At 36.0% G+C, this 22,842-nt stretch carries 19 protein-coding genes and 2 riboswitches; of the genes, 1 reads left to right on the top strand and 18 read right to left on the bottom strand.

All coding sequences use genetic code 11. The annotated features are described in order from the left end of the window. Nucleotides 1-339: 339 nt before the first annotated feature. The 17 genes from K5V07_RS02535 to K5V07_RS02455 all read right to left on the bottom strand — a co-directional run bounded on the left by K5V07_RS02535 (nt 340) and on the right by K5V07_RS02455 (nt 17,953). Nucleotides 340-780 (bottom strand): hypothetical protein, encoded by a 441-nt coding sequence (locus tag K5V07_RS02535; protein ID WP_221916257.1) that lies wholly within the window; start codon nt 778-780, stop codon nt 340-342. A 27-nt stretch (nt 781-807) separates the two neighbouring features. Further along, nucleotides 808-1,809: a homocysteine S-methyltransferase family protein gene (locus K5V07_RS02530; protein ID WP_221916256.1), complete on the bottom strand. Its 1,002-nt coding sequence runs from the start codon at nt 1,807-1,809 to the stop codon at nt 808-810. 249 nt (nt 1,810-2,058) lie between these two features. After that, nucleotides 2,059-2,171: riboswitch (SAM riboswitch) on the bottom strand. A gap of 173 nt (nt 2,172-2,344) precedes the next feature. Continuing rightward, nucleotides 2,345-3,397 (bottom strand): NAD(P)/FAD-dependent oxidoreductase, encoded by a 1,053-nt coding sequence (locus tag K5V07_RS02525; RefSeq protein ID WP_210790813.1) that lies wholly within the window; start codon nt 3,395-3,397, stop codon nt 2,345-2,347. A 230-nt stretch (nt 3,398-3,627) separates the two neighbouring features. Further along, a complete protein-coding gene (locus K5V07_RS02520; protein WP_144891592.1) occupies nt 3,628-4,206 on the bottom strand; it encodes a bifunctional precorrin-2 dehydrogenase/sirohydrochlorin ferrochelatase in 579 nt (192 codons plus the stop codon). 2 nt (nt 4,207-4,208) lie between these two features. Further along, the gene (gene cobA, locus K5V07_RS02515; protein WP_144891590.1) at nt 4,209-4,982 is read right to left on the bottom strand and encodes a uroporphyrinogen-III C-methyltransferase; all 774 of its coding nucleotides are present in this window, start codon (nt 4,980-4,982) and stop codon (nt 4,209-4,211) included. Further along, entirely contained in the window at nt 4,975-7,065 is a 2,091-nt protein-coding gene (locus tag K5V07_RS02510) for a nitrite reductase (RefSeq protein WP_221916255.1), read from the bottom strand. Before K5V07_RS02510 ends, cobA begins: the two co-directional genes overlap by 8 nt. 95 nt (nt 7,066-7,160) lie before the next feature. Next, a complete protein-coding gene (locus K5V07_RS02505) occupies nt 7,161-8,405 on the bottom strand; it encodes a sulfate adenylyltransferase subunit 1 (RefSeq protein WP_221916253.1) in 1,245 nt (414 codons plus the stop codon). Between the two features lie 97 nt (nt 8,406-8,502). Then, nucleotides 8,503-9,402 (bottom strand): sulfate adenylyltransferase subunit CysD, encoded by a 900-nt coding sequence (gene cysD / locus K5V07_RS02500; protein ID WP_086453338.1) that lies wholly within the window; start codon nt 9,400-9,402, stop codon nt 8,503-8,505. A gap of 81 nt (nt 9,403-9,483) precedes the next feature. Further along, entirely contained in the window at nt 9,484-10,188 is a 705-nt protein-coding gene (locus K5V07_RS02495; protein ID WP_255577987.1) for a phosphoadenylyl-sulfate reductase, read from the bottom strand. 11 nt (nt 10,189-10,199) lie between these two features. Beyond that, the gene (locus K5V07_RS02490) at nt 10,200-11,102 is read right to left on the bottom strand and encodes a sulfite exporter TauE/SafE family protein (protein WP_166136111.1); all 903 of its coding nucleotides are present in this window, start codon (nt 11,100-11,102) and stop codon (nt 10,200-10,202) included. Between the two features lie 114 nt (nt 11,103-11,216). Then, entirely contained in the window at nt 11,217-11,627 is a 411-nt protein-coding gene (locus K5V07_RS02485) for an Rrf2 family transcriptional regulator (RefSeq protein ID WP_144891578.1), read from the bottom strand. Between the two features lie 101 nt (nt 11,628-11,728). Next, a complete protein-coding gene (locus tag K5V07_RS02480) occupies nt 11,729-12,901 on the bottom strand; it encodes a PLP-dependent aspartate aminotransferase family protein (protein ID WP_221916251.1) in 1,173 nt (390 codons plus the stop codon). 83 nt (nt 12,902-12,984) lie between these two features. Next, nucleotides 12,985-13,434 carry an OsmC family protein gene (locus K5V07_RS02475; protein WP_221916249.1) on the bottom strand — a complete coding sequence of 150 codons (450 nt, stop codon included), beginning with the start codon at nt 13,432-13,434 and terminating at the stop codon, nt 12,985-12,987. A gap of 83 nt (nt 13,435-13,517) precedes the next feature. After that, a complete protein-coding gene (locus K5V07_RS02470) occupies nt 13,518-13,874 on the bottom strand; it encodes a hypothetical protein (RefSeq protein WP_221916248.1) in 357 nt (118 codons plus the stop codon). A 58-nt stretch (nt 13,875-13,932) separates the two neighbouring features. Next, nucleotides 13,933-16,347: a bifunctional aspartate kinase/homoserine dehydrogenase I gene (gene thrA / locus K5V07_RS02465; protein WP_221916245.1), complete on the bottom strand. Its 2,415-nt coding sequence runs from the start codon at nt 16,345-16,347 to the stop codon at nt 13,933-13,935. A gap of 19 nt (nt 16,348-16,366) precedes the next feature. Then, nucleotides 16,367-17,329: an alpha/beta fold hydrolase gene (locus K5V07_RS02460; protein ID WP_255577480.1), complete on the bottom strand. Its 963-nt coding sequence runs from the start codon at nt 17,327-17,329 to the stop codon at nt 16,367-16,369. Nucleotides 17,330-17,406: 77 nt separating this feature from the next. Continuing rightward, nucleotides 17,407-17,514: riboswitch (SAM riboswitch) on the bottom strand. 226 nt (nt 17,515-17,740) lie between these two features. Next, nucleotides 17,741-17,953 (bottom strand): hypothetical protein, encoded by a 213-nt coding sequence (locus tag K5V07_RS02455; RefSeq protein ID WP_221916242.1) that lies wholly within the window; start codon nt 17,951-17,953, stop codon nt 17,741-17,743. Nucleotides 17,954-18,760: 807 nt separating this feature from the next. On the opposite strand from K5V07_RS02455, the gene metK reads away from it, so the two are divergent. Then, nucleotides 18,761-20,011 (top strand): methionine adenosyltransferase, encoded by a 1,251-nt coding sequence (gene metK, locus K5V07_RS02450; protein WP_221916241.1) that lies wholly within the window; start codon nt 18,761-18,763, stop codon nt 20,009-20,011. 76 nt (nt 20,012-20,087) lie between these two features. On the opposite strand, the gene K5V07_RS02445 is transcribed toward metK, so the two are convergent. Beyond that, the gene (locus K5V07_RS02445; RefSeq protein ID WP_221916239.1) at nt 20,088-22,838 is read right to left on the bottom strand and encodes a carboxypeptidase regulatory-like domain-containing protein; all 2,751 of its coding nucleotides are present in this window, start codon (nt 22,836-22,838) and stop codon (nt 20,088-20,090) included. Nucleotides 22,839-22,842 lie beyond the last annotated feature (4 nt).

Here is a 22,842-nt window from a genome sequence, read left to right as displayed (position 1 = left end):
TTACCATTTTATTTCAATTCATTTTTGGGCGTGTCCCTCCAAAAAAAGTCGGGTCGGGCTATTCGTTACAAGTCCTCAATCAATTCCGTTAACACTCCATTGATCTGCGGGCTTTCCACTACTATCCCTCACGCGGGCATTGTGCTAACAACACACTTCTTTTTTTATTGATTCTTCCGCTTCTTTATTCTTCAATTTTGTCATTCTGAGGAACGAAGAATCTAAACAAGTTGCTCTGCTGCTTGCGCGAGCGTTACGCTCGTGCTTATTCTTTTTAATTAAAAATCTTTTCCTAACTGTATTTTGTGCACGAGCGGGACGCTCGCGCCAGCTATGGGATCACTGCCATTTTGATTTTTCTAGATATCGACTAGTTACATTTCCATCGTATACATAATATTTAGTCCAAGTAAAACCATTTTTAACAAGAGTAAGGGAATCGGGCTTCAATTCTTTATCTAAAAAAATATAATTCCCTTTCGGATTATTTAAGTCATACTTCACTTTGTAAAACTTATTTAAAATTTCATCTCCTCCCATTGTATTTCTCTGAGAGATAAACTTACCATCCACATAAAAGCAATAGATTAATAACCTTTGTCTACCGACCTTTTTAAATTTCGTTGTTAAACCAACTGCTTCGCCCTTAAATGTTTCTTTGTAGGTATTAAACTTTGTTTTTCTCGAGATATCAAATAAAATATATATTGTTGCCAAGGTAAGAGAACATAGCAGTACCCATTTCAAATTCTTAAAATTATCAGTAGTCTTTTCCTCCATTTTTTAATAACCTAAATTATTTTAACATTACATCACCGCAGTCGAAACCCTCGGTTTGTATTCCTTGGCGATATCGGCAATTAACTTGATGTGTGCTGGTGTTGTTCCGCAACAACCCCCTATGATGTTGACCAAATTATCATCGAGATATTCTTTGATAAAAGCTTGCATCTGTTCTGGTGTTTCATCGTATTCTCCAAAGGCATTAGGTAAACCTGCATTTGGATGCGCCGATACGTTGAACGATGTGTTTTGTGACAAAGTTTGCAAATATGGCTTGAGCAAATCGGCACCAAGTGCGCAATTGAATCCTACGCTCAACAAAGGTATGTGTGAAACAGAAATTAAAAAAGCCTCAACCGTTTGTCCCGAAAGTGTTCTTCCAGACGCATCGGTAATCGTTCCTGAAACCATAATAGGAATATCAAGATTGCGTTCGTCTTTTACTTCTTCAATGGCAAAAAGCGCTGCTTTGGCATTTAAGGTATCAAAAATAGTTTCTACCAAAAGTAAATCGCAACCACCATCCATAAGCGCTTCTACTTGTTGCTTGTACGCAATGCGCAAATCATCAAAAGTTACGGCTCTGTAACCGGGATCGTTTACATCTGGAGACATGCTTGCTGTTCTATTTGTTGGTCCAATGGAACCCGCAACAAAACGAGGTTTGTCTGGATTCTTGGCTGTAAATTCATCGGCTACTTCGCGGGCTATTTTTGCCGACTCATAGTTCAATTCATATACATATTCTTCAAGATAGTAATCGGCCATACCGATGGTGGTTCCAGAGAAGGTATTGGTTTCAACAATATCAGCTCCAGCTTCAAAATATGCGGCGTGAACGTCTTTTATAGCTTGTGGCTGAGTGAGCGACAACAAATCGTTGTTTCCTTTTAACGAATGCGGAAAATCTTTGAAACGCTCTCCTCTAAAATCTTCTTCGGAGAAATTGTAACGTTGCAACATGGTTCCCATAGCTCCATCAAGGATGAGGATGTTTTTTTTAATGGCTTCGTGAATGCTTGACATAACTTTTTATTTCTTACAAAACACAATTTGAAATTGTGATTTTTACTTTTGATTAGTATTTCCAAAAGTTCACTATTTTTCTTTTTAGCCCTGATGGTAGCGGCATCCTTTTTATTCGCCTTTTTTCGGCGAATAAAAAGATATAGCGTACAGCAGGAACGATATTGGCTGAAAAGCGCCATTAATCTGCTCTAAAAAATTCGATATGTTGTCAAGAAAAGGTTTGAGAAATACTGTAGAAGTATTCTTGTGTTATCTATCTTTGATACTGGTTGTATAAAGTAGAATGTAGCACCTTCTTTAAAAATAAAGGGTTGCTAAGGTTTCATTGGGTCTTTTCCCTCCGCCTTTCGTGATAACTTTCAATAAATATAGGAACAGTGCAAAGTAACGACATAGCGCTAACAATTGCAAGTATTTTTTTTAAAGATTGTAGCTTAGTTTGTTGCAAAACTTTAAAATAAAAAAGGTTCTGAATTACTAAGCTTTACAATAAACTTAGCAACTCAGAACCTTTGTGACTTAGCAACTTTATTTACACGATTGCTTTTACAACCGCTTTTGGAGCTTCTTTACGAGTTCCGTCAAAACCATCTACACCAGAAACGGTAGTGTATTTTAACACATAACGCTTGCCTGGATTAATGATTTGGTAGGCTGCTTGACACATTAAAGTGGCTTCATGGAATCCGCACAAAATCAATTTTAATTTTCCTGGATAGGTATTTACGTCACCAATGGCGAAAATTCCCGGAATATTGGTTTGGTAATCTAAGGCGTTGTTTACTTTGATGGCGTTTTTTTCGATTTCTAATCCCCAGTCGCCGATAGGACCTAACTTTGGCGTAAGACCAAAAAGCGGAATAAAATAATCGGTTTCGATGGTACGTTGTGCTCCATTTTCCTCGACTACAACAGCCTCAAGATGTTCAGCTCCTTTTAACCCTACTACTTCACCTGGCGTAATCATTTTAATTTTTCCGGCTGATTTAAGCTCTTGAACTTTTTCTACAGAGTCTAAAGCTCCACGAAACTCGTTGCGACGGTGAATCAAGGTCACTTCTGAAGCTACATTTGACAAAAAGATACTCCAATCTAGAGCCGAATCACCACCTCCAGCGATAACCACACGCTTGTCACGAAATTTTTCTGGATTTTTGATGAAGTATTTAATTCCTTTGTCTTCGTAAAATTCGATGTCCTCGATCAATGGTTTTCTTGGTTCAAAACTACCTAATCCACCAGCAATAGCAATAACTGGCGCATGGAATTTTTTACCTTTATTTGAAGTCACAATAAATGTTCCGTCTTCTTGTTTTTCGATAGTTTCGGCACGTTCACCCAAAGTAAACCCTGGTTCGAACTGCTTGATTTGCTCCATTAAATTATCTACTAAATCACCCGCCAATACTTCTGGAAATCCAGGAATATCATAAATAGGCTTTTTAGGATATAACTCTGACAACTGCCCACCCGCTTGTGGCAAAGCATCTAATATATGGCATTTTAATTTTAATAATCCTGCTTCAAAAACTGCAAATAAACCTGTTGGCCCCGCGCCAATAATGAGTATGTCTGTTTTAATCATTTTGATTTAATTTAGTATCCTTTGTGTTGCTTCCAATTATAATTGTAGGCTGTAATGGAAATTGTTAATTGTGTTTCTATATGTTATTGTATTGAACCTAGGAGCTCAATACTTTTATTTTAAATTGAGTACAAATATCACCATTCTGTTTAGTTAAAAAAACAGAAACTGATTATTAAGAACTATTACATCTTAGCTTTTTTCTATGAACTTAAGATTCTGTCTTGTGCTTACTTTGCTTTGAGCGTCTCTGTGATTTCATTCATTTTTTGAACTTTTTCCTCAAAATTTCCTTTCAGCGTTTTTCGGTATTCATTCAAGTTTTCGACCATTTTATTGATATCGTCTGGAATTATTTCTTCAAAAAACTCTCGCAATCGTTTGGCTGTAGTGGGTGATTTCCCGTTGGTTGAAATGGCAATTTTCACATTCCCTTTGGTTACAATTCCGCCCAAATAATAATCACACAAAGGCGGTGTATCAGCAATGTTGCAAATCAAATATCTTTTTCGAGACAAATCATAAATCCTCTTGTTCACCTTCAAATCATCGGTGCAGGCAATCACCATGTGGCGTTTACGGAGCATCCAGCGATTGAATTTTTTATAAGTCAACTTCACTGTTGTATGGCTTGCCGCCAAGGTTTCTAACTCTGGTAAAAACCAAGGTGCCACTACCTCAACATTGGCATTGGGACTGGATTTCAACAGAAACGATAGTTTTTCTAAACCCACATTACCGCCACCCACAATGAGCACGTTGAGGTTGTGTAATTTTAAAAAAATAGGATATAATTCGTTTCTTTCCACAGTTATTTCAATTCTTTGGCTATGAATTCTTCGTAAAAGCCTTTTAATTTATTGCTCTCTTTAACCACCTCACCAATGACGATAATAGCAGGTGAACTTAATTGTTGTTGCGCCACCACTTGCTCAATGGTGTTGATGGTTCCAACCCCAATTTTCTCCTGAGCAGTCGTTCCGTTTTGAATAATCGCAACCGGTGTTTCACCTTTAGATTCCTTTTGGAACAAATCGATAATCTGAGAGAGTTTGCTCATTCCCATCAAAATAACCACCGTTGCTGATGATTGTGCAGCCAAAGCCACATCATTTGACAATTTCCTGTCAGAAGTTGTACCCGTAATTACCCAAAAACTCTCAGAAACACCTCTTTTGGTCAATGAAATCCCTTGATAAGCCGGAACAGCAATCGAGGATGAAATTCCAGGCACCACCGATGTCGGTATGCCAAAACTTTCTATAAAGTCAATTTCTTCACTTCCACGTCCAAAAATAAATGGATCACCTCCTTTTAAGCGAACTACATGCCCGTACGTTAAGGCATTGTCTACAATCAATTGGTTGATTTGATCTTGCGAATATTCATGACAGCCTTTGCGTTTGCCTACAAAAATCTTAATGGATTTTTTGGGAGCATATGTCAAAATCTCCTCGTTGGCCAAGGCGTCATACAATACCACATCCGCTTCTGCTAATGCTTTGGCTCCTTTGATCGTCAGTAAATCCGGATCTCCAGGACCCGCACCAACTAATGTTACGATGGGTTGTTTCTTTTTAAGCATCAGCTAAGTCTTTATTTCTATACGCTTCGATGGCATCAAAAAATACAATGGCATCTTGAATGTACTTTTTAGCAAATTCAGCAGAAGGTTCATTTTGGTTAATTTGATATACCAATTCTCGTAAAGAAGATTGCAATTGAATTGTATTTGTAGCCACAAAAACGGTATCAAACAAATCGATTATTCCCGCTTGATGGTTTGTTTTTTGGTTTTCAGCCAGTAATAATGCCTTGGCTCCATTGACAAATCCGGCGTACGCCAAATAAATTGCATCCGACCATTTTGCATCTTCAAAAGCTTCTTGTGCAAAAGTCAATTTTTCTTTCGCTTCAAATAATAAAGTAGCTACCAAGTCAATTACAACTCCAGCACATTCTCCTACTCCAACTGCTTTTACATAATTATCTGCATTTCCCCAGTCAACAAAATCCGCTTCGGTTAGATTGGTTACATCAGCTAATGGTTTCAAAAATTCGTAGAAATATTTTTCGCCTTGAGCGTCATAATAATTCAAGAACGATTGTCCGTTGGCATTGGATTCGAAATCATTTAAAATCAATCGCAAAGCATCTGGTCCTCTTCGGCTCGGGATTTTGATTACTTTATCAGAGAATCTTCCGTTTCCATTTCCTAAATTTCCTCCTCCTAATAAAACTTGCAAGGCTGGGGCTACTAATTTTCCCGCATTGATTGACATTCCTTGAAATCCAATTTCGGCCATATTGTGTTGCCCGCAAGCGTTCATACAACCACTAATTTTAATAGTAATTTCGCGGTTGTTACTGTACTGCGGATATTCAGTAGTTAAAACACGTTCTAACTCTACCGCGATTCCGGTACTGCTCGCAATTCCTAAGTTACACGTATCCGTACCCGGACAAGCTGTAATATCAGCAATCGTGTTGTAGCCTGTGGTTACAAAATCTAATTTGGCTAATTCTTGGTAAAAGAAAGGAAGGTTTTCCTCTTTTACATGGCGAATTAAAATATCTTGACGCAACGTTAAACGCAATTCGTTTGCTGCATAATTTTTGATCAAATGCGCTAATGCTCTAGCTTTATCAGTATAAAAATCACCTAATTGTACTTTGATTCCGATGGCCACATAACCCGCTTGTTTTTGCGTAATTACATTTGTTTTTTTCCACGCTTCAAAAGCTGCTGTATCTTCAATTTCGACTTTTGGCACTTCTAATAATGGCGCTGCAATAGGGCCCTCAAAAGCAGTCGTATCAATTTCAACAGTTTGGTGAGACAAGGCTTTTTTCTCTTCGTCTACCAATCGTAAAAATTCGTCTTTCCCTATTTCTTTCAACAAAAATTTCAAACGTGCTTTTAAACGTTTGGCTCTTTCACCGTAGCGGTCAAAAATTCTTAAAATTCCTTCGGTAGTTGGAATGATTTGATTGGCCGGAATAAACTCTGTCAGCAATTCAGCATGACTCGGTTGTGAACCTAAACCTCCACCTAACATTACTTTGAAACCTTTTACACCGTCTACAATTTTTGGAATAAATCCTAAATCGTGTAAATAACTCAAACCGGTATCTTTATCTGATGACGAAAACGACATTTTGAATTTACGTCCCATTTCTTGACAAACCGGATTTCTCAAGAAAAATTGAAACATCGCATGCGCATACGGAGACACATCAAAAGGTTCCTCTGGATCAATTCCTGCTGTTTCGCTAGCGGTAATATTTCGAACTGTGTTTCCACAAGCTTCTCTCAGGGTAACATCGTCTTTTTCTAACTCAGCCCAAAGTTGCGGTGTTCTATCTAAACTCACATAATGAATTTGGATATCTTGACGCGTCGTAATGTGCAAACGCCCTGTTGAATACTCATCAGAAACTTTTGTGATGCGCACGAGTTGCTCGCTAGTTACTTTACCAAAAGGCAATTTGATACGAATCATCTGTACGCCTTCTTGACGCTGCCCGTAAACACCACGTGCTAAACGCAGACTACGAAAACGTTCGTCGTCAATTTTTCCGTCACGGAATAAAGCAATTTTTCTTTCTAAATCGATTATGTCTTTTTGAACAATCGGATCTTCAATTTCGGTTCTAAAACTTTCCATTTGTTATAAGCTATTCGCTATTAGCTTTGGGCTGTTAGCTGTTTATGAAATTCATTTTACATCTTTGCTGAAGGCTTAAAGCCAATAGCTAAATGTTATTTTATAAATCCTACTCCTGCTGTTGTGTTGGTTGTAGCATCAATTAAGATGAAAGCCCCGTTTGATTTATTATCGTTGTACGCATCAAAATAAATGGCTTTGCTTAACTTGATGTTCACTTCGCCAATTTCGTTGATGGCTAGTTGAGAGGCTTCTGTAGTTCCTGAGAAATCAGTTGCAATCACATTTTTCACACTGTCAATCTTAGCCAAAACTCTGTTGGTATTGTGTTGAACATAATACTTAGCACCAGGTACTAACTTTTTACTGTCCATCCAGCATACGGTGGTGTTAATGTCTTTCTCTACTTTTGGCAATTCAGATGATTTTACAATCATGTCGCCTCTAGTTACATTGATATCATTTTCTAATTCGATGGTAATCGAAGAGCCCACAGCTGCTTCCTCAAATTGCTTGTCAAAAAAGTGAATATTTGTCACCACTGATTCTGTTAAAGAAGGCAGCACCGTTACTGCATCACCCACTTTAATATTATTCCCATACAATTTTCCGGCATAACCTCTAAAATCGTGGTATTCTTCTGTTTTTGGTCGGATAACGGTTTGAACAGGGAAACGCGCTTTTCCTTTTTCGTACACATCAGCTGGTTCTAACGCTTCTAGATGCTCCAGAATGGTTTGTCCTTGGTACCAAGGCATTCCTCCTAATGAATCTACTACATTATCTCCTGTCAAAGCACTTAACGGAATGTAACTTACGTTTTGTTCTTTAAACGTGCTTTTAGCATTTAAAGCTTCAAAATCCGCTTTGATTTTATTAAAAACTTCTTCCGAATAATCTACCAAATCCATTTTGTTGATCGCCACAATGACCTCTTTTACTCTCAATAAATTATTGATAAAAAAGTGGCGGTAGGTTTGCTCAATTACGCCTTTACGAGCATCAATTAAAATAATTGAAACTTGCGAGGTCGAAGCTCCGGTAACCATGTTACGCGTATATTCTACGTGACCAGGCGTATCTGCAATGATGTAACTTTTTTTGGCTGTCGAAAAATAAATATGCGCCACATCAATGGTAATTCCTTGTTCTCTTTCGGCCACTAAACCGTCCGTAGCCAAAGAAAAATCTAAATAATCATATCCTTTTTGCTTGCTGCTTTTTTCTATTGCTTCTAATTTATCTGTTGTCAACGATTGCGTATCATACAATAATCTCCCAATTAAGGTACTCTTACCGTCATCTACACTTCCTGCTGTTGCTATTTTTAAAACTTCCATTCTAATATTTTTGTTTCAGGTTTAAAGTTTCAAGTTTTAAAAACTCCTTACTTTAAATCTTTTAATTTTTAAATCCTTAAATCTTTCAATTGGTATTCTAAAAATATCCCTGTTGTTTTCTTTTTTCCATCGCTGCTTCTGAACGTTTGTCGTCAATTCTAGCGCCTCTTTCTGAAATTGTTGAAGATCTAATTTCACCCACTACTTCAGAAATTGTTGCAGCGTATGAATCAACTGCTGCCGTACAACTCATGTCACCTACCGTTCTGAAACGAACAATACGTTCTACAATTTCTTCATTTTCTTCTTGGTACACAAATGGAGAGTGGGACCAAATCATTCCATCTCGTAAGAACACTTTACGCTTGTGCGAAAAATAAATCGATGGAATTTCAATTTGCTCTTGTTCGATGTAACTCCATACATCTAGCTCGGTCCAGTTCGAAATTGGAAAAACACGTACGTTTTGACCGTTCTCTATTTTTCCGTTCAACAAATCGAACAATTCAGGACGCTGATTTTTTTCGTCCCATTGACCAAAATCATCACGCACCGAAAATATACGCTCTTTGGCTCTGGCTTTTTCCTCGTCACGACGTGCTCCACCAATACACGCATCAAATTTGAATTCTTCGATAGCATCTAAAAGTGTTGTGGTTTGCAAGCTATTTCTGCTGGAATATTTTCCGGTTTCTTCAACCACTTTTCCTTGATCAATGGCGTCTTGTACATTGCGCACAATTAGTTCTAATCCTAGCTCAGCAACCAATTTATCTCTGAACTCAATGGTTTCCGGAAAATTATGACCTGTGTCTACGTGCAACAATGGAAACGGAATTTTAGCTGGAAAAAAAGCTTTTTGCGCCAAGCGAACTAACGTAATCGAATCTTTTCCGCCAGAAAAAAGCAATACAGGTTTGTCAAACTGAGAAATTACCTCTCTGAAAATGTATATCGCTTCGCTTTCTAAAGCGTTTGTTTTTAATACTGAACTCATATTTTTATTGTAAAGATTTAAATGATTGAAAAATTCAAAGATTCCAACAATCATTTATAATTTATAATTCATAATTTAAAATTACTTCTGGTGCAATCCGCATTCTTTATGACTGGATTCCCACCACCATCGTCCAGCTCTGATGTCTTCATCTGGAGTGATGGCTCTCGTACAAGGCGCACAACCTATACTTACAAATCCTTTTTTGTGCAATGCACTTTGTGGTACATTATTTTTTTCTAAATACTCTTCTACTTCTTGCAAGGTCCATTTTAACAGAGGATTGAACTTAATAATTTCAAAATGTGCATCGTATTCAAAAAGTGCCAAATCATTTCTGTTTTCGGATTGCTCTGCTCTCAAACCAGTTATCCATATTGAATTTCCTTTTAATGCTTTTTTTAAAGGCACTACTTTTCGAATGGAGCAACATTCTTTTCTATTCTCAACTGATTCGTAGAAACTATTAGGTCCTTTAGTTTCCAATAAATTTTCTACTGCTGCTGCCTCAGGAAAAAATACTCTAATATTTTGATTGTATTTTTTTTGGGTTTTATGAAAAACGTCATACGTTTCTTGAAACAATCGACCTGTATCTAATGTGAAAATTTGAACCCCAGCACCGCTATTGGCAATCATTGCTGTAATTACTTGGTCTTCTTGACCAAAAGAAGTTGAAAAAACCACTTTATCTTTATATTCTGCAGCTAAATAAACAAACGTTTCCTCTAAACTAAGGTTTTTTGTATGCTCTGCTAATGCCGCTACTAATTCTTTACTCATAATCTTATTTCGTTTTACAGCAGTTTTGATAAGGTTTTTAAACTCAAAAGAATAATTAAAACACCTACTAATATCATCATTGATTTCCTTGGAATTTTATTCACTAAAAATGCGGCTAATGGAGCTGCCATTACGCCTCCTAAAATCAATCCAATTATTACTTGCCATCCTTGAATACCTCCAAAAAGCATAAATGTTACTCCACTTGAAAAAGCTACTGCAAACTCTGCTGCGTTCACTGAGCCAATTGTATATCTGGGATTTCGTCCATTTCCTAATAAAGTAGAAGTCACTATCGGTCCCCATCCTCCGCCTCCTACAGCATCCATAAAACCTCCAAAAGTTGCCAGAATACCTAGTTTTTTAGTTTTCTTTTTTACCAGATTCTTTTTTAATGCTTTTCTAATAATGATGACTGCCAACCCGATCATGTACAAAGCGATAAATGGTTTTATCACTTCTCCATCAATCACATCCGACAACAAATAGGCTCCAGTAATAGAACCCAAAACACCTGGAATTAACAAATGTCTTACTAGTTTTTTGTTGATGTTTCCAAAACGATGATGCGAAATTGCCGACGCTCCTGTTGTAAACATTTCAGCCACGTGAACACCTGTACTACTGATGGCAGGCGGAATTCCGTACGCTAATAAAAATGAAGTTGAAGTTGCTCCGTAACCCATTCCTAACGTTCCATCTACTAATTGTGCAAATACGCCAATACAGAAAAAAATTAAAAACTCTTGATCAAAGCCAGCTATCAAGCCATCCACTGAAAATTCATCATGGTGGTTGTACACTAATGTTGCCAATAATCCTATCAACAAAATTGCAGGAACGAGCACCCATAAACGCTCTACAAAACTTGTTGCAGGGCTTTCGGTATTATTATTCACTTTTAATTCTTTATTCATTCCTTTCAATTCAACAAAATTTAATTTAAAAACTTTTACCCTATCGGGTTACTAGATTATTGTGCAAAAATAATATATTTACTTTAATTACGAAACATTATTTCTAATTAAAACTTAAAATGCAATATCAGCTAAACTATTATTTTCCAAAACCATAAGCGTATTATCACGCACTTCCGTCATTAATTTACGAACAGCACAAGTGGCTTCATCTGTACAATCGTCACAAGGCTCATAAAAATTATGACTGGCACAAGGCAATAAGGCGATAGGCCCTTCCAAAATACGATACACTTTCGCCATGCTAATGTCTTTCGGTTCTTTAATCAAATAATAACCGCCGCCTTTTCCTTTTTTGGCTCCCAAAAAACCAGAATGACGCAACAACAATAAAATACTCTCTAAAAATTTGAGTGAGATATTTTCAGATTTGGCAATATCCGCAATCGCAACAGGCGTTTGGTCCTCTCGGCGCGCCAAAAAGGTCAATGCTTTTATACCGTATTTTGTTTTTTTTGAGAGCATTTTAATGTTTTAGAATTGTATTAAAAAGATTCGCAATTATGAAACATTGCATTGTTTGAACCAAAACTACAATCTAAAATCGTTAATCCCAAATCTATCAGTTACGAAAGCGCCTGCTCCAAATCGGCAATTACATCAATTACGGTTTCCAAACCTACAGAAACACGCACCAAACCATCTGTAATACTCACCGCCAAACGTTCTTCGACAGATAATTTACTGTGCGTTGTAGAGGCTGGATGCGTAACAATAGTTCTGGTGTCTCCTAAATTTGGCGAAAGCGAACACAATTTAATTTTATCTAAAAAAGCTCTTCCAGCTTCTAATCCTCCTTTTATTTCAAAAGCAACAATATTTCCGCCCAGCTTCATCTGCTTTTGTGCGATTTCATATTGAGGATGCGATTTCAAAAATGGATATTTCACTTTATTCACCTGAGGATGATTCTCTAAAAACTCCGCTACTTTCAAGGCGTTTTCACAATGTCTATCTAATCGAATGGCTAATGTTTCTAAACTTTTAGACAATACCCACGCATTAAAAGGCGATAAAGCTGGACCTGTAAGTCGGGAAAACAAATAGATTTTCTGAATCAAATCAGCATCACCAACAGTTATTCCACCCAAAACGCGACCTTGACCATCCATTAATTTTGTAGCCGAATGCACCACTAAATGTGCGCCCCATTTTATTGGTTGCTGCAAATAAGGCGTTGCAAAACAATTATCGATAATTAAAATTAAATTGTGCTTTTTAGCAATATTTCCTAGCAATTCCAAATCAATAATATCAACCGCAGGATTGGTTGGTGACTCTGCGAAAAGAATTTTTGTATCAGGCGTAATCAAACCTTCAATAGTCTCGGGTTGATTGATGTCAAAATACGAGGTTTGAATGTTCCATTTCGGAAAATAATTAATAAACAACGAATGCGTGGCACCAAAAACACTACTCGAAGAAACAATGTGATCTCCTGAACTTAATAGAGCAGCCATAGTAGAATACACCGCAGCCATACCAGATGAAAAGGCAAAACCAGCTGCAGCACCTTCCATAGCGCATACTTTGCTAATAAATTCGTTGTTATTGGGGTTGCTGTAACGGCTATAAATATTCCTGTCTTTTTCCTCTGCAAATGAGGCACGCATGTCTTCAGCATCTTCAAATACAAAACTAGACGTGAGGTACAACGGCACCGAATGCTCTAAATATTGTGTTCTTTCTAACTGATTGCGTATGGCCTGGGTTTCGAAACCAAAATTATCATTTTTCATAAATAAGCCCCCTAACCCCCAAAGGGGGAATTGTGTTGGGGTTGATTTGTTTGTTACTAAATTTAATATTTATCCAACAACTATTAGTTGCTAGTTCCCCCTTCGGGGGTTAGGGGGCTTCCATTCAAAACTACTTTGTAATGTATGGTTGCTGTTGGCTCTATTGTTTTGGAAACCGAACAGTATTTTTCAAAAGAAAGTTGGGCGGCTTTTGCGGCTTTGTCTTCCTTGATATCACCTTCTAGATAAAACACCACATGGATGTTTTTAAATGGTTTTGCTTCTCCAACTTGTACGCGTTCGCCCTCAACCTCAGCTTTGAAAGACGTGATTTCTTGACGTTGTTTTTTCAAAATTGAAATCATATCAATTGCGCTACAGCCTGCAACTCCCATCAATACTAATTCCATCGGACTGGCGCCCATATCGTTTCCTCCATATTCAGGACGGCTATCTACGTTTACCAAATGCCCTCTTTCGTTTTTTAATTCGAAATGGAAATTGTCGTTTACTCTGTTTAATGTTATTTTCATAATATTCTCCTCCCAACCCTTTCGCCACAGCGAAGAGGTAGCCACGACTGGAGGCTGTCCATTTTTTAATAATTTATATTTTATTACAACACGAATAGAAAAAGTAATATTGAAATTATCCAGAATATACTATTGAACCAACCGTCTAAAAATAATCCTCTATCCATTGTCCAAAAAGTATCAACAGTGTTTCTTTTTTGTTTTAAGTAAAATAAATTGCTTAAAATATAATAGACAACCTGTGCAAGCAGTGGTACAAATAATGCATCAATAGCGGTATTCTTTCCCAAACCAAGCAATAGACTTATCGAAGCAATTAAAAACAATATTACATTTAAAATTAATAGTTTAAGAAACCATTCCTTGCTATCTAATTTACTTTTATCAAACAAGAATATCAATGAAACATTCATTCCAAGTAGAATAATAATTATATCCATATTAAATGCTTTTTCTTCTGATCACTGTTTACTAAAAACTATTCACTTTTCACTTCAATTACCCCTTATCAGACAACCTTAAAATATCACCAAACACACCTCTTGCTGTTACTGCTGATCCTGCGCCAGCGCCTTGAATTACAATTGGTCGGTCACCGTACGATTCAGTGTAAATTTCGAAGAAAGAATCTGAACCTTTCAATCCGCCCAATGCTGTTTCTGATGGCACCGAAACTAATTTTACTTCGAGATTTCCTTTGTCATTTTGCAAATCACCTGACAATTCGCCTATGTAACGCAACACGTGATTCGGTTTTTGATCGGCTTTTATTTTTGCATAAATAGGATCAAACTCCGTCAATTTATTCAAAAACTCTCCTACATCTCCACTTCGTAAATGTTCTGGAATTAAATTTTGAATCGAAATTTCTTCAAACTCATTTTGCAAGTCTAGTTCTCTAGCCAAAATCAATAATTTTCGTCCTACATCATTTCCACATAAATCCTCTCTTGGATCTGGCTCGGTATATCCATTATCGATGGCTTCTTTTAAAATCTCGCTAAACGGCACGTCTTTGGCCGAAAAATTATTGAACAAATAACTCAATGTTCCCGAGAAAACCCCTTTAATCTTTGTGATATTTTCGCCAGAAAGGTGCAACAATTTAATGGTATCTATCAAAGGTAATCCTGCTCCAACATTGGTTTCATAAAGATACGTCTTTTGGTTTTCTACCAGAACTTTTCTCAATTTTTTATAAAAACTATAACTCAACGTATTGGCTACTTTGTTTGACGAAATCAAATCGAAACTATTTTCTACTAACGAAATGTAATTCTTGACAAAATCAGCACTTGCGGTATTATCAATGGCAATTAAATTCTCTAAATGATGCTCATTTGCATAGGCAATAACATCATCAATAGTATATGAGAATCCGTTGGTTTGAATCTCGTTTTTCCAGTTAGGTGTCACTCCGTTTTTATTCAAGAGCACATTCTTAGAATTGGCAATCGCAAAGACATTCAATTTGATGTCTTTTCTTTTTTCAATGGCTGCTGCCGATTCTAAAATTTGATTAATCAAGGTACCACCCACCAAACCATGACCAAAAACAGCGATATTTATTTTCTTGGCTACGCCAAAAATCTCTCCGTGAATCACATTCAAAGCTTTGTGCAACTGTGATTTTTTAACAACCAAACTCACATTCTTACCCGTCACGGTATTGTTGAACAGAATCGGAACAATTTTATTCTTGATTAAAGCCGTGTAAGGTTTGTGAAACGTACTTAAATCCTGACCAATAATGGAGATGACAGCTACATCATCAGCAACAGTTATTTTATTGACATCCTTTGAATAGAAATCATTTTCGAATTCTTTTTCCAATTCAATCATGGCCGTAGTAGCTTTGTCGGCAGCCACAACCAAACCTATTCCACGCTCTGATGAACCTTGGGAAATGATACTCACACTGATATTATTGTCGCCCATTACTCTAAAAATTCGAGCATCGACACCAGTTTTCCCCAGCAGACCTCTACCTTCAAGATTGACCAAAGCCACATTTTCAAGAACCGAAAGCGTTTTAATTCCTTCCTTATTAGAATTGGAAGTAATTAAAGTTCCTTTATTTTCATGATTGAAAGTATTTAAAATTCGAAGCGGAATGTTTTTTTCTAATAACGGAATGATAGTTTTGGCATGCAAAATAGTTGCTCCAAAATTAGCAATCTCATTCGCCTCATTAAATGATAGATGGTCAATTTTTTTAGCATCAACAACTAAATCAGGATTGGCAGTATAAATTCCGTCAACATGTGTGTAATTTTGTAATTCGTCGGCATTTAAATAATTCGCAATCAACGAAGCGGTGTAATTACTCCCGTTTCTTCCCAAAGTTGTAGTATCATTATTGGTCGTAGAACCTATAAAACCTGTGATTATATTAACTGTATTTTCAGTGTTTTGTTTAAAAAAAGCAACCACATTTTTCTTCGAAAGTTGTTCTAAGGGTTGTGCATCACCAAATTTAGCATCGGTTTTTATCAATTCACGCGTATCTGTAAAACGAGCATGAATTCCTTTTTCTATCAAGATCGCCGTTAGTAATTTTGCCGAAAGCAATTCGCCTTTAGACAAAATTTGGTCTTTGATTTTTTTGCTGTAATCGCCAATCAGACTTACACCTTCAAACAATTTTTCTAAAATAGTAAACTCCTCAGACAAATCAACAGCATCATAAACGTCTTGCTGGTATTTTTTAAAATCTTCAAAAAGTGGCTTGTAATCTCCGTTTTGAGAAGCAAGAGTTAAAATTTGTTCCAACTCATCAGTTGCATTGCCACGCGCCGAAACTACAATTGCAATTTTCTCTCCCTGATTTACTTTGTCTGTTATTATGGCAACCACCTTATTTAATCCGTCACCATTTGATAACGATTTACCTCCAAATTTTAATATTTTCATTGTGTTGTGTGTTTGTAGCTTAGAATAAATCTTGAAGCAAATTGTGTAATTGTTTGTATTCTATCAAAAAAGCATCGTGTCCGTGAATGGAAACTATTTCTTGATAACTGACTTTTTTGTTTAATATTTGTATTTGCTCAAAAGTGGTTTTGTTTTCACTGGCCGTAAAAAACAAATCCGAATTGATGGCAATGATGTGAATTTCTGCCGTTACAGCTTCGATTGTATTTTCAAACGAGGACCTATTGCGAGTAATATCAATGGTTTTCAATAATTGATTCATCATTTTGTAGGATGCCAATTGAAAACGCTGCTGTAATTTTTCGCCGTGATGCAACAACCAACTTTCCACATTAAAAATGGCTAACTGCTCATTAATTGTTCGCTGAAATTTTGCCGCAAATGATTCTGGAGTTCTATAACACAACATGGCGTGTGCGCGGGCATCCTGAATGGGTTTAGATGAATTATTAAGAATTTGTTCTTGCAAAAAACAATTGGCAATAAGCCAGTCTGTCGCTTTCCAATCGGTCGCAATAGGAATTAATTTTTGGGTTATTGTTGGTTCTAGTGCAACCATTTCCCAAGCAATTCCACCACCTACAGAACCTCCAATAATAGCGTAGAGTTTTGCAACATCGAGCAACTTAATGCCTTTTATAAAAATTTTAGCGATGTCTCTTGCTGTAAAATCAAGATAATTTTCAATTACAGCTCCATCAAATCCATTTCCAGGAACGTTAAAAGCAAGTACGGTATATTTTGTAGTATCGATAGTTTTGTTGGCGCCAATTAGTTCATTCCACCAACCGTTATCACCCACAACCTGTGAATTTCCGGTTAGCGCATGATTGACCAAAACAATAGGAGCTGCATGTAATGGTAAGCCAAAAACTTGATAACTTAAGTTTAGGGTAGCATAAATTGCACCTGCCTCCGTGGTGAAATTGTGTAATGTAATTGTTGTTGGTTTATTTTCCAATTTCAAATCTGTTATAATTAGGACTTGTGTTTGGAAATATTAGAAAGAAAGCTAGGTGTTATCTAGACAAATTCTTAGTGTTATCTTTCCACGATGGGCGTGGTAGAATGCAGCACCTTCTCCGATAAATCGAAGGGTTGCTAAGGCTTCATCGGGTCTAATCCCTCTGCCTTTCTTTATAACATTTCAATACTGTTGTGAACTTTGTGAGTGCAAATAAAGCACTAATTTTTATTCTGAGCAAATTTTTATGCAAAGTTTAGTCTGAATTACTTTTGCAGTATTCGCAAAAGTATGCAAAAAGCAAGCTGTTTTAACAAAGAAATATGTCGTTTTAGACCAAAACTCCGTTAAAACAGCAATCCTAATTTAAAATGTATTTTCTCGCTGATTAAAATACATTTGGAATCCCTAAATAAAAAGGACATCATTTTCTTTGGAATACATTAAAAAAAGTAATGAATTAGGCACTGTCTTTAGTGCTGTAACATCATTGGTAGCCATCTCAAATCTAGGATGAACTAGCTCATTTACCACTGGAGCAGTAGTGTTACTTTTTTTTGACCCCCATAATCCTTGCCTTATTAAAAGGATTGCTTTACTAAAATAATTGTTGTTTTTCATTGTTGTTCATTTTAAGTTATTAATTGTGTAATGATTATTTTTCCTTTTTAGTATCAACTTCAATACCAGTTTTTACTATGATTTAATTTTTATTGTATTTTTTTATCCTTTTTTGTTCCTAATCTTGAAAAAAACTTTCATCAAATGCTATTTTTTTTATTCTCTAAAAATTGCAGTAGTGCTAAAAGCAACAAACCCCTTTTAGATACGAATCCAAAAGGGGTTTAGTTTTATCAACCTGTCCTTTCGGGGTCACGATATATCAAATAGTACAACAGCACAAATAGGCGCTATTGCATACATTTTTTGTTGGCATTTTAGTGTATTCATAAATTTTTATTCTTAGTGGTATTTCAAAAAAAAAAGCTTCCCAAATACTGGGAAGCTTTACTATATAATTTAGTTCAAATTATGCAATAAGCAACCCTCAGGAATTTCCCTGTGCGACCTTTAACATATTGCAAATAAATGATTTCATGATTACTTATTTTGATTATCAAATATCGCAAATGTTTTTTAAAGTACAAAATTTTTATGTCGCTAATTTTGTTTTTGATTTAAAAAATATTTCCGAAAGATAAAACAGTAAAAAAAAGTTAAGATTAATATGCAATTCAAAATGGTTTCATACCTTTGCACCCAAATACAAGAGGAAAAATTTGAACTGATTGCAACCTCTTCATAATGAAATCAATTCATTGTGAATACTGAATAATTTTCAGTAAAAAAATGCTAAAGCAGGAACTCTCCTTTAGACCTTTTCAGCAATTATTTTTTCTCGCTTAATTTTATAAAATAATAAAACTTATGGCCTATTTATTTACGTCAGAATCTGTGAGCGAAGGACATCCAGATAAAATTGCAGATCAAATTTCAGACGCATTAATTGATAACTTTCTAGCATTTGATGCTGAATCAAAAGTAGCTTGTGAAACTTTAGTAACTACCGGTCAAGTTATTTTGGCTGGTGAGGTTAAATCAAATACATACTTAGATGTGCAAAATATTGCACGTGAAGTGATTCGAAAAATTGGTTATACCAAAAGTGAATACATGTTTGAAGCCAATTCATGCGGTATTCTTTCGGCTATTCACGAACAATCTGCTGATATCAATCAAGGTGTTGACAGAGCAAGCAAAGAAGAGCAAGGCGCTGGTGACCAAGGAATGATGTTTGGTTATGCAACCAATGAAACGGAGAATTACATGCCATTGGCACTTGATTTGTCTCACAAATTATTGCAAGAACTAGCTGTTTTAAGACGTGAAAACAATGAAATTACGTATTTGCGTCCTGATGCTAAATCACAAGTAACTTTAGAATACAGCGACGATAACAAACCAACTCGTATTGATGCGATTGTTATCTCTACACAACACGATGATTTTGACGAAGAAGCTACTATGCTTGCTAAAATCAAAAAAGACATTATTGAGATATTGATCCCAAGAATTATTACTAAAAATCCTGAGCATGCTCATTTATTTAATGATGCAATTCAATACCATATTAACCCAACAGGAAAATTCGTAATTGGAGGACCTCACGGAGATACTGGACTTACAGGAAGAAAAATCATTGTAGATACTTACGGCGGAAAAGGAGCTCACGGTGGTGGTGCTTTCTCTGGAAAAGACCCAAGTAAAGTAGACCGTTCTGCTGCTTATGCAACACGTCATATTGCTAAAAACTTAGTTGCAGCTGGTGTTGCCGATGAGATTTTGGTTCAAGTTTCGTACGCTATTGGTGTGGCTAAGCCAATGGGTATTTTTATTGATACTTATGGAACTGCGAAAGTGAATTTGACCAATGGTGAAATCGCTAAAAAAGTAGAAGCTATTTTTGATATGCGTCCGTACTTCATCGAACAACGATTGAAATTAAGAAACCCAATTTATAGTGAAACTGCTGCTTACGGGCACATGGGACGTACTCCTGAAACCGTAACGAAGACTTTCTCTGCTCCAGGTGGATTAACAAAAACAGTTGAAGTAGAATTGTTTACTTGGGAAAAATTAGATTTTGTAGATCAAGTAAAAACTGCTTTTGGATTGTAAAAAATCAAAACAAAGTATATAAAAAAGGGGATTTAGATACAACTAAATCCCCTTTGCTTTTTAAGCTAAATGAAGCTTACAAATTGTACTTTACTATGAAAGTTACAAAGCGAGGCAGAATTCTACTTTCATTCGCATTAAATCCATTCACACTAAAAGAGTTATTCAATCTAGATCTGGTGTTTAATAAATTGTTTGCTTGAATTCGATATTCAAATTTCGAGTCTTTTTTGATGTAATTCAAACTTGCCGTCATGATTTTGAAATCGTTTGTAATGCCATTGGTTTCATTTTTAAAACGATTAAATGCATAATCCCAGTTGACATTTAAACCATTCAAGAAATAATAATTTAATTTTACTGTAGGAGTTTGAGTTGTAAACCGATTGGCAGCTTGCTCCGAAAAATTAATACGATAACCCAAATCTACATTAGGATATTTTTTAAACTGTGTTGCAAAAGCTAGGTTGTATCCGTGATTTACATTTTCTATCCCTTGAATAAATTCCTGAGTTGCTCCGCTAGTAATCCTTCTGTTCAAAACAAAATTCTTACTCCAACTTGCATTAACTCCTGCCGTTAACTTATAGTACTTTTGAAAACTTTTAGAGTAAAATACATTTCCGTTCAAGTTTTCATTTTCAGCGTCCAAATTCAAACGGTCTGATGTAGAATAAATACTTTGAAAAGAAACTCCATTGACTACTGGATCTTTGGTCGTTGTATAACTGATGTTTGCAAAAATCGTAGTAAAATTATACAAGTTATACTTAGAATAATTCAATCGATGGCTGGTAATAAGTGAGTTTTCTAATTTTGCATTTCCTCGTGATAAACTGTTAAAATTGGTAAAGATAAAACCTTCAACCAAGGCATTTACATCGTTAAAACCGTTTCGAACATTGAAGTTATAGGTCAAATTTTCAGATTTTTTTAAATCCCAACGGGCAAACATATCTGGTAATACTCTAGTGAAATTAAGCTTGAAAGGGTTTTCAAATTGCTCATTAGAAGTATTGTATTGATGCACAGAAAATCCAGGATTAAAGGTAAACTTACCTCTAATAAACTTATAATGCAACCCTAAAAAAACATCGTTAAAATGATAACGCACATCATTATTATAGGCCGCTTGCTCTACCGGATTTACTGAATTATCTTGAAGAATTTGCAAGATACTCGAATTATACGATTGAAAAGCATTCGTATTTCCCGCTGTTACATTCAATATACTTTTGTTCGAAATTTGATAAAAATAATCGATTTTAGCATCTAGTTTATTGGTTTTAACAAAACGAGATTGCTCGATATTCAGCGCATTTTCATTTACAAAAACAGCACTTGGATCGTTCGGATTTGTTGAATTTGCATTTTGATACGGATTTACCGAAAGTTGCGGATTGTAAAATGGATCTTCATCCTCGTACTGATGTTGCATTTCTAACACCCAAGTCGATTTTGGATTTTGGGTATAAAACATATTCAAACTCTGGTTGAAAGAGGCTGGTGCTTGTTTTTGAAAAGCAATCACCGTATTATTATTAGTTATTGTATTTCCGTTTGAAGTAGAAGTAAAATTAGTTTGACTGTTGTCTACATCTTGCTGGTCATTTTTTCTAAAGAACGCGTCATAATCCAATTGAAAATTATCATTGGCCTTGTACTTCGAACCAAATTTGGCAATGAAAGCATTGTTTTTGGAATCTGTTCTGTTTTTTCTGTTTTCTAAAGTAGCAATGTTGGTCGTGTTCGGTTCAAAAATACCACGTTCTGAATTCGTAATAGACTGATTAAACGTAGAAGAATAGGCTGCAAAACTAGATAGAGTCCATTTTTTTGAAACGGAGTGATTCAAATTTAACGCCCCAAATTTGTCACTCGCCTTGGCTACATTATCACCACCAGAAAGTCCAAAGAAATTTCGGTTTAAGGTAAGAGAAGTTCCACTTCGACCAATCGTATTTCGGGCGCCACCTGTTATCCTGAAAAAATCAGCAGAAGTCAATGATACCTCACCAATATTATTCAAATTCACAATGGCGTTGATACTTGTTTTTGGGGAGTAGTAAAATACTTTTGGATTAAAGAGATATCCTTTATCATTAGCCAGTCCTCCGCTCACGTCACCAAACCAAAACTTATCTTTTCCTTTTTTAAGTTTGATGTTCAGTGCAATATCATCGTTGTTGTTTTCAAGTCCTTTCATTTGCGATACTTCGTTGAAATTACGCAGTACTTGTACTTTATCAACCGCATCAGACGGAATATTTTTAGAACCTAGTTTCGTATCTCCTTCCATAAAAGGCTTGCCATTTACAAACAACTTAGCCACTTTTTTCCCCTCAACTTGTACTTGTCCATCAGCCATTACTTCAAAGCCCGGTAGCTTTTTGAATACGTCCTCTAACTTACGTTCTTCACCTGTTTTAAACGAATCTGTATTATAAACAATCGTATCCCCTTTGATGGAAACTGGCATTTCGCGTACAATTTCAACACCGTCTAATTCAATACCACCTGTTTCCATGGTAATATTTTGAACCATATTTTCGGCGAGTGTTGTTACAATGACTTCTTTATTTTGCATTCCCAAATAACTTAGTTTGATTACATAAGTTGTATTGGATTTAAGATTTAAGGTGTACTTTCCTTTATCCGTAGTTATGGCGTACGCATCCATGGCTTTGGTCGTTTGGTTCACCGCCATCACATTGGCCATTTCCAACGGTAGTTTTGTTTTGTCCTGAACCAATCCTTCCAAACGAATATTTTGTGCAAAAGAAATTGAGACCGTCATGAAGGCGATCAGTAATAAAATTTTTCTCATTTTA

This window comes from Flavobacterium sp. CHNK8, assembly GCF_019774515.1.
GTDB classification, from domain to species: Bacteria; Bacteroidota; Bacteroidia; order Flavobacteriales; family Flavobacteriaceae; genus Flavobacterium; species Flavobacterium tiangeerense.
The sequence above is the reverse complement of the archived record's forward strand: the minus strand, read 5'-3'. Positions and strand labels throughout refer to the sequence as shown.